An 816-nucleotide genomic window follows, 5' to 3' on the forward strand; every position below is an offset into this window, starting at 1 on the left:
GGAGCTGAGGGCAGCCTGATCCGGGTGATGCCGGGGAGGGCGGGAGCGGCCCTGACAAAGCCGGGACGTGCCAGTACTGCCAGATGGTGCGGGTTCGGCAAGCGGGATGGAGAGGAGTACGCGAGGAACCGGCGTCTTTACGTCTCTTAACGATTACACCGGCTCGAACCTGGCGGATCTGGGCCGGAAGCGGTGCGCACTCGCCGCCGGATGGTGGTGGGGAACTCCTTGGCCGGTATTTCGAAGCCGTCCGGGAGGCCACGAGGAAGGTCTACGGCGTACTCGTGGCGATCCCGCAGGGACACAGTCGGGCTCCTACTCCGTCGAACGAATCGCAGTGAACACGGGAACCATCTGGTCACAACTCCCGTCAACGGACAGCCAGTCCGCCGGGCGGGATAGGCACATCGACGGCTGAACGGGCCGGGTGGGGCGGAGCCGCCGTAGTACTCCGAGCCGGGGAGAGCCCGGCACATGGGGAAGGGCGGCAGCGGTATCGAGAAGGGAAGGATGCTGCAATGCCGGAAGACGCGCCGCCGAACGGCGGTGCTCTGCAGGAGTCGGTCCCGGTGGGACCGCGTCAGCGGGTATCGGAGATGCAGGCCAAGCTTCACCGTTGGGCGGCGGCCGATTGCGGTCGTCGGTTCGATGATCTGTTCAACCTCGTGCACGACCCCGCGACGCTGATCGTGGCGTTCGACCGGGTCGCGGGCAACCGGGGAGCCGGCACTCCCGGCGTCGACGGCCTGACCGCCGCCGACGTCGAGGAGGCGCTCGGTGTTCCCGGGTTCCTGGGCGACCTGCGCGGCCGTCTCA

1 pseudogene is annotated in these 816 nt (G+C 68.0%); it reads left to right on the forward strand.

Features of this window, described 5'->3' with window-relative positions:
* Positions 1–518 precede the first annotated feature (518 nt).
* A pseudogene (locus PUR56_RS14410) lies at positions 519–816 on the forward strand (group II intron reverse transcriptase/maturase); the annotation flags it as partial.

Source organism: Streptomyces sp. BE303, assembly GCF_036290945.1.
GTDB lineage: Bacteria > Actinomycetota > Actinomycetes > Streptomycetales > Streptomycetaceae > Kitasatospora.